Origin of the sequence: uncultured Aquincola sp., from assembly GCF_964001545.1 — a bacterium.
GTDB lineage: Bacteria > Pseudomonadota > Gammaproteobacteria > Burkholderiales > Burkholderiaceae_C > Aquincola.
This window is the reverse complement of the sequence record NZ_CAXFDV010000361.1, coordinates 1-6663: the sequence shown is the minus strand read 5'-3', so window position 1 is coordinate 6663 and position 6663 is coordinate 1. Positions and strand designations below refer to the sequence as shown.

7 protein-coding genes are annotated in these 6663 nt (G+C 67.9%); 5 read left to right on the top strand and 2 right to left on the bottom strand.

What is annotated here, in order from left to right; genetic code table 11:
• Both ABNT58_RS12420 and ybaL read left to right on the top strand, forming a co-directional pair.
• Positions 1–716: branched-chain amino acid ABC transporter substrate-binding protein (locus tag ABNT58_RS12420; protein ID WP_348753788.1), on the top strand; the 716-nt coding region annotated here is incomplete at its 5' end.
• A 136-nt stretch (positions 717–852) separates the two neighbouring features.
• Entirely contained in the window at positions 853–2541 is a 1689-nt protein-coding gene (ybaL, locus tag ABNT58_RS12415) for a YbaL family putative K(+) efflux transporter (RefSeq protein WP_348753787.1), read from the top strand.
• A gap of 85 nt (positions 2542–2626) precedes the next feature.
• On the opposite strand, the gene ABNT58_RS12410 is transcribed toward ybaL, so the two are convergent.
• Positions 2627–3076, bottom strand: coding sequence for a PA2169 family four-helix-bundle protein (locus ABNT58_RS12410; RefSeq protein WP_348753786.1), 450 nt, complete (start codon positions 3074–3076; stop codon positions 2627–2629).
• A gap of 161 nt (positions 3077–3237) precedes the next feature.
• Here ABNT58_RS12410 and ABNT58_RS12405 point away from each other — a divergent pair, with 161 nt between their 5' ends.
• Both ABNT58_RS12405 and ABNT58_RS12400 read left to right on the top strand, forming a co-directional pair.
• Positions 3238–4524: a DEAD/DEAH box helicase gene (locus ABNT58_RS12405; RefSeq protein WP_348753785.1), complete on the top strand. Its 1287-nt coding sequence runs from the start codon at positions 3238–3240 to the stop codon at positions 4522–4524.
• A gap of 145 nt (positions 4525–4669) precedes the next feature.
• Positions 4670–5170, top strand: a complete 501-nt coding sequence (locus ABNT58_RS12400; protein ID WP_348753784.1) for an FxDxF family PEP-CTERM protein — start codon at positions 4670–4672, stop codon at positions 5168–5170.
• Positions 5171–5298: 128 nt separating this feature from the next.
• Here the strand turns inward: ABNT58_RS12400 and flhD are convergent, their stop codons facing one another.
• Positions 5299–5622, bottom strand: coding sequence for a flagellar transcriptional regulator FlhD (gene flhD / locus ABNT58_RS12395; RefSeq protein WP_250194931.1), 324 nt, complete (start codon positions 5620–5622; stop codon positions 5299–5301).
• Between the two features lie 147 nt (positions 5623–5769).
• Between flhD and ABNT58_RS12390 the strand changes: the two genes are divergently transcribed.
• A complete protein-coding gene (locus ABNT58_RS12390; protein ID WP_348753783.1) occupies positions 5770–6660 on the top strand; it encodes a DUF2272 domain-containing protein in 891 nt (296 codons plus the stop codon).
• The last annotated feature ends 3 nt before the right edge of the window (positions 6661–6663 follow it).

Sequence of the window (6663 nt, the reverse complement as noted above, 5' to 3'; positions counted from 1 at the left end):
TCCGCGTGGTGGCTGACGACGTGCACCTGGGTGGCACGCTGGGCAAGTACGCCGTGACCGAACTCAAGGGCAAGTCGATCGCCGTCATCGACGACCGCACCGCCTACGGCCAAGGCGTGGCCGACGAATTCGAGAAGGGCGTGAAGGCCGCCGGCGGCAAGACCGTGGGCCGTGAATTCACCAACGACAAGGCGACGGACTTCACCGCCATCTTGACCAGCCTGAAGGGCAAGAAGCCCGATGTGGTCTTCTTCGGCGGCATGGACGCCGTGGCCGGCCCGATGCTGCGCCAGATGAAGCAGCTGGGCATCGACGCCAAGTTCATGGGCGGCGACGGCATCTGCTCGGGCGAGCTGCCCAAGCTGTCCGCCGGCACCATGGGTGACGGCCAGGTCGTGTGCGCGGAAGCCGGCGGCGTGGAAGGCGAGCAAAAGGCCGCCATGGACAAGTTCAAGACCGACTTCAAGAAGAAGTTCAACGCCGACGTCCAGATCTACGCGCCGTACGTGTACGACGCCGTGATGGTGATGGCCGACGCGATGGTCAAGGCCAATTCCGCCGAGCCGGCCAAGTACCTGCCGGTGCTGGCCAAGGAAAACTACAAGGGTGTGACCGGCACCATCGCCTTCGACGAAAAGGGCGATATCAAGAACGGCGCGCTGACCCTGTTCACCTACAAGGGTGGCAAGCGCGAACAGATCGCCGTCGTGCGCTGATCGCGGGTTTCCAACCCCCTCTGAAAACGCCCGCCCTGCGGGCGTTTTTTTATGCCTTGTCCTTGCCGGCGCATGGAACCGGCCCCTGCACCCACACTCCACCTGAGGAGCCGACAAAACAAGCAGGAGGGCGGGTGTGCCACACAGCGTTTCATTGATCACCACCATCGCCGCGGCCTTGGGTCTGGCGTTGTTACTGGGGTTTGCAGCCGCCCGGCTCAAGCTGCCGGCGCTGGTGGGTTATCTCGTGGCCGGCGTGCTCATCGGTCCTTCCACGCCCGGCTTCGTGGCCGACCTGGACATTGCCAGCCAGCTGGCCGAGATCGGCGTGATGCTGCTGATGTTTGGCGTCGGCCTGCATTTTTCGCTGGACGACCTGTTGGCGGTGCGCCGCATTGCCTTGCCGGGCGCCGTGGTGCAGATGACGGTGGCCACGCTGCTGGGTGGCCTGGTCAGCTGGGCCTGGGGCTGGAGCCTGGGCGCGGGGCTGGTGTTCGGCCTCAGCCTGTCGGTGGCCAGCACGGTGGTGCTGCTCAAGGCGCTGGAATCGGCGGGCGTGCTCGATTCGATGAACGGCCGCATCGCCGTGGGCTGGCTGGTGGTGGAAGACCTGGCGATGGTGCTGGTGCTGGTGCTGCTGCCACCGCTGGCCGGCTGGCTGGGCGGCCAGGCGGCGCCGGGGCCCGAACTGCTGCGCAGCGTAGGCTGGACGCTGCTGCAGGTGGCCGTGTTCATCGGCCTGATGCTGCTGGTGGGCCGGCGCGTGTTTCCATGGCTGCTGTGGCAGGTCACGCGCACCGGCTCGCGCGAGCTGTTCACGCTGTGCGTGGTGGCGGCGGCGGTGGGCATTGCCTATGGCTCGGCGGCGCTGTTCGGAGTCTCTTTCGCGCTGGGCGCCTTCTTCGCCGGCATGGTCATGCGCGAATCGGAGTTTTCGCACCGCGCCGCCGAAGAATCGCTGCCGCTGCGCGATGCCTTTGCCGTGCTCTTCTTCGTGTCGGTGGGCATGCTGTTCGACCCGCATGTGCTGATCGACGAGCCGCTGAAGGTGCTGCTGGTGGTGGCCATCGTGGTGGTGGGCAAGTCGCTGGCGGCCACGCTCATCGTGCTGCTGTTCCGCTACCCGCTGAACACGGCGCTTACGGTCTCGGCCGGCTTGGCGCAAATCGGTGAGTTCAGCTTCATCCTGGCGGCGCTGGGCATGAAGCTGGGGCTGCTGCCGGCCGAAGGGCAAAGCCTGATCCTGGCCGGCGCCTTGATCTCGATGGCGCTCAACCCGCTGGTGTTCGCGGCCATTCAGCCGGCGCGGCGCTGGATCCTGCGCCACTCGGCACTGGCCCGCCGGCTGGAGGCCTCGGACGACCCGCTGGCCGAACTGCCCACCACCACGGCCGAGCGCTTCCTCTCAGGCCAGGTCGTGCTGGTCGGTTATGGGCGGGTGGGCCGCCGCATTGCCGCGGCGCTGGCCGAAGCTGGCGTGCCTTATGTGGTGGCCGAGCAGAACCGTGAACTGGTGGAGGCGCTGCGCAGCCAGGGCGTGCCGGCGGTGTCGGGGGATGCGGCCGATCCGGCGGTGCTGATCCAGGCCCACGTGGCCCGGGCCAGCATGCTGGTCATCGCCACGCCTGACACGCTGGACGTGCGACAAATGGCCGAGACGGCCAACCTGCTGAACCCGGGCATCGAGATCGTGGTGCTCACCCACAACGAATCCGAGGGCGAGTTGCTGCAGCGCGAGCAGCGCATCGGGCGCGTGTTCGTGGGCGAGCGTGAACTGGCCACGGCGATGGTGCACTTCGTGCTGGGGCGCTTCGGCAAGGCCTGAAGGGCAGGCAAGGGCGGGCAAGCGCAGGCATGCAAAAAGGGCCGGTGCGTGGCCGCACCGGCCCTCTTGTTCAGTCTCCCGTCGATCAGGCCGGGGTGGAGTCGCGCAGCGCCTTGATCTGGTCGTGGTTGGCTTGCACGCCCTGCATCTGGCGCTCCAGCACCTGGCGCACTTCGGCCGGCAGCTCTTCCTTCAGGGCCTTGCGGTAGGCCGCCAGCGCGGTGTCTTCGCCGCGCTCGCACTCGGCCAGCACCGCGTGGTCGCCACTGCCCGGCGTCAGCGCTTCCTTGATGGACACCCAGCCGCGGTGCAGCGCACCGGCGGCACTGCCGCCTTCTTCCGGCTTGCCACCGAAGCGCACCACCAGGGTCTGCAGCTCGGCGGCGCCGCGGGCGCAGTCGGCCGCGCGGCGTTGCAGGGTTTCCTTCAGCGCGGGCGCATCCACGCGCTCAGCCGATTTGGCAAAGCCGTATTCGCCGTCCTTGGAAGTCTCGATCAGGTCGTTCAGTACTCCGATCACGTCGCGGTCGTTCATGCCTAACTCCTTCGTTCAAGTCCAATGACCCGGCCATGATGGCCAGCGCGCACCCGCGGGGCAGCCGGCGGTGGGTGCTTGTGCCTGTACGAAAGGGCCTACCCCACCCGGCCTCGTGCCTGACAAGCCGTCAGGCGGCCGCCCGTGCCGGACAATGCACCATGTCTTTTGCCTCCCTGGGCCTGTGCCCCGCCTTGCAGCAAGCCGTCGAAGCCCGCGGCTACGAGCAACCCACCGACATCCAGTCCAGCGCCATCCCCGCCGTGTTGCGTGGTGTCGACGTGATGGCCCAGGCCCACACCGGCTCGGGCAAGACGGCGGCTTTCGTGCTGCCGCTGCTGCAGCAGCTGCTGGCCACCCACCGTGAAGGCCCGCGCCGCCTGCGCGCCCTGGTGCTGGTGCCCACGCGCGAGCTGGCGGCGCAGGTGGCCGACACCTGGCAGGAGATGACCCGTGAACTGCCTGTGCGCGTGAAGACCGTGGCGGTGTTCGGCGGCGTCTCCATCAACCCGCAGATGATGGCCTTGCGCGGTGACGCCGACTTCGTGGTGGCCACGCCGGGCCGCCTGCTCGACCTGGTGCAGCACAACGCGCTGCGGCTGGATGGTGTGCAAACCCTGGTGCTGGACGAAGCCGACCGCCTGCTGGACCTGGGCTTTGCCGACGAATTGCAGCGTGTGCTGGCGCTGCTGCCTAACCGCCGCCAGAACCTGCTGTTTTCCGCGACCTTCGCCCCGGGCGTGCAGGCATTGGCAGAGTCTCTGTTGCACCAGCCGGTGCAACTGCAGGCTGCGCAGGTGGTGGCCCAGGTGCCACCCGACATCCTCCAGCGCGCCATCGTGGTCGACCCGCCGAGGCGCACGCAACTGCTTCGCCATCTGGTGGAGCAGGGCACGGGAGAAGGCAGCACGCGCCAGGTGCTGGTGTTCGCCGCCAGCCGCTACACCACCGAACTGGTGGCCGACAAGCTGCGGCGCGCCGGCATCCCCGCCGCTGCGCTGCACGGCGAGCTGAGCCAGGGCGCCCGCACCGAAGCCTTGGCCGCTTTCAAATCAGGCGCTCTGCGGGTGCTGGTGGCCACCGACCTGGCGGGCCGCGGCATCCATGTGCCGCGCCTACCGATGGTGGTGAACTACGACCTGCCGCGCTCGGCCACCGACTACACCCACCGCATCGGCCGCACAGGTCGGGCAGGGGCCAGCGGCGTGGCCATCAGCTTCGTCACCCCGGCGTCGGAGGCGCATTTCCGCTTGATTGAAAAGCGCCAGGGGCAGCGGCTGCCACGCGAGCAGGTGGCGGGGTTCGAGCCTGCCGATCCTGTCGCGCCGTCGGTGGCGCCAGTGGCGGATGTGAACGGCGGCGTCAAAGGCCGGCGTAAAAGCAAGAAGGACAAGTTGCGCGAGGCCGCAGCGGCGGGTGCGGCGGATGGCCCATTGAAGCGTGATTAATTGCCAAATTGGCGTTCTTGTGGCTTCAAGATGACGTTCAATCATCACATCCATCAAATCAAGGGGGTGGGTGGATGGATCGGATCCCGGAGACTTGGATCTCTCGCCCCACCCAAGGGGCGCCGTCCAACAGGGATCACATCCAATGAAACTCCATCACTTCGCTGTAGCCGCCGCGCTGGCCGTCGTCGGTGTCCAGTCTTTTGCTGCCAGCCAGTCTGAAAGCTTCACCACCGACCCGCAGTCGTCGACCTTCGCTTTCAGCGTCAAGGACATCACCGCCGGCACCAGCACCTTCAGCTTCACGCTGGACACCAGCAAGGGCGCCACTGCTGGCGTGTACGACATCAGCGGCACCGTCAGCGGCGGCAACTTCTCGTTCAGCAGCATCACGCTGAATTCGCAGCCCTGGGACCTGACGGTGAACAACAAGGGCAAGGCGCTGTTCGGCGAAGTGGCTCTCACCTCGGCCCTTCCGCTCACCCTCACCTTCACCGGCACGCAGTTCGGTGCCGCCAAGGGCGCCTTCAGCGGCCAGCTGCTGCTGACCCCCGTGGCCGCGGTGCCGGAACCTGAAACCTACGCCCTGATGCTGGCCGGCCTGGGTGCGGTCGGCCTGATCGCCTTCCGTCGTCGGTCGATGTAAGCACCGCGAAGTGCTGGCAAAACGGGCCCTTCGGGGCCCGTTTTGTTTCTGGGTGCGCCGTGAGGCGCCCATAAAAAAAGCGGGCCTTGCGGCCCGCCAAGCACATTCCAAATGTGCCAGGAGGAAGATCAGGCGGCTTCTTGATGGCGACCGGCCATCAGGATGGAAGCATGCAGGCGGTTGACCGCGTCGTTGGCCGAAGCCTTGCCGTGGCTGGTCAGCAGGTTCCACACGAGTTCGTCGTCCATGCGAAAGCGGCACAGCAAGGTGTTGCCCGAGGCAATCTTCATGATCTGCGCGGCCGACAGCGTGCCGATCAGCGTCGCGGTGTCTTCGCTGATGCCCAGGCGGTAGAGCGCCTGCTCGCGATCGGCGCGAATCAGGCTTTGCGCCAGCATCAGGTAGCTGAGGTTGGCTTCACGGATTTCGGCGAGGATCTGGTCGGCGGTCATGGCGGGCTCCTGGGTGGTGGCAGCGTCTGGGGCGTGCTGCGATGGAGGTAACTTTAGAACCCCGAACAGGGGGGCGACAGTGGCCCATCTCTGTGTGTTGAGTCCCGCTTTTTCCAGGCTCTTGTCAGGCAACTTCCTACACCGCGCATGGTTTTCAGACGTTTATCGGGCGTTCATCGCTCGCCCGCCTGGCTTGGCGCGGCGGTGGGCCTGGCGCTGTGGCTGGGCGGCTGCGCCAGCCAGCAACGCGTGGCGCCCACCACGGTGGGGCCGCAGCAGGTGGCGGCGATCGCCCGCATCGCCGATGCCGAATGGCGCCGCTGGGGCAGCGGCTGGGCCGGCAGCCAGGGCGGTGAGGGCTGCGCCTTGCTGCCCGATGGCCGCTGCCGGCCGGTGGACGACGGATGCGGCGCCGAGCAGACGGCCGCGTTGTGCCCCGTGGTCAACGAGTACTGGCGCGCCCTGGGTGCCAACGGCACCGGGCGCGAACGGCACAGCTGTGGCCAGACCGACCGTTGCGTGGCCGAATGGCGCCCCGAGTTCGGCCAGCCCGAGCGCACCGCTCCCTGGTCGGCCGCATTCGTCAGCGCGGTGATGCGGCAGGCGGGCTTTTCACCGCGCGAGTTCCGCTTCGCGGCTGCCCATGCGCAGTACATCGTGGCAGCACGCGACGGCCTGAGCTCCGCTTTCGAGGCGCTGCCCACCCCGGCGCCGGTGCTGCCCGGCGATCTGGTGTGCCTGCCGCGCACCGCCGATGCCGCGCAGCGCCCGCTGCCGCTGTCGGCCATCCGCGATGGCCAGGGCGCCGGACCGCCCACCCCCATGCACTGCGATGTGGTGGTGTCCATCGACGCCGCGGCCCGGCGGGTGCAGGTGGTGGGCGGCAACGTGCAGCAGTCGGTGCTGCGCCGCGAATTGACGCTGCAGCCCGACGGCCGGCTGGCCTGGCAGCCGCGGGCCGACGCGGCCTGGTCGGTGGTGCTGCGCCCGCGCAGGGCGCCGGCGGCCGCGCCGGTGTGCATGGGCAGCGACTGCTGACAC

Coding starts and splice junctions, on each gene's coding strand:
- ABNT58_RS12390 (WP_348753783.1), top strand. CDS start 5,770: ATGGTTTTCAGACGTTTATCGGGCGTTCATCGCTCGCCCGCCTGGCTT.
- ABNT58_RS12405 (WP_348753785.1), top strand. CDS start 3,238: ATGTCTTTTGCCTCCCTGGGCCTGTGCCCCGCCTTGCAGCAAGCCGTC.
- ABNT58_RS12400 (WP_348753784.1), top strand. CDS start 4,670: ATGAAACTCCATCACTTCGCTGTAGCCGCCGCGCTGGCCGTCGTCGGT.
- ABNT58_RS12410 (WP_348753786.1), bottom strand. CDS start 3,076: ATGAACGACCGCGACGTGATCGGAGTACTGAACGACCTGATCGAGACT.
- flhD (WP_250194931.1), bottom strand. CDS start 5,622: ATGACCGCCGACCAGATCCTCGCCGAAATCCGTGAAGCCAACCTCAGC.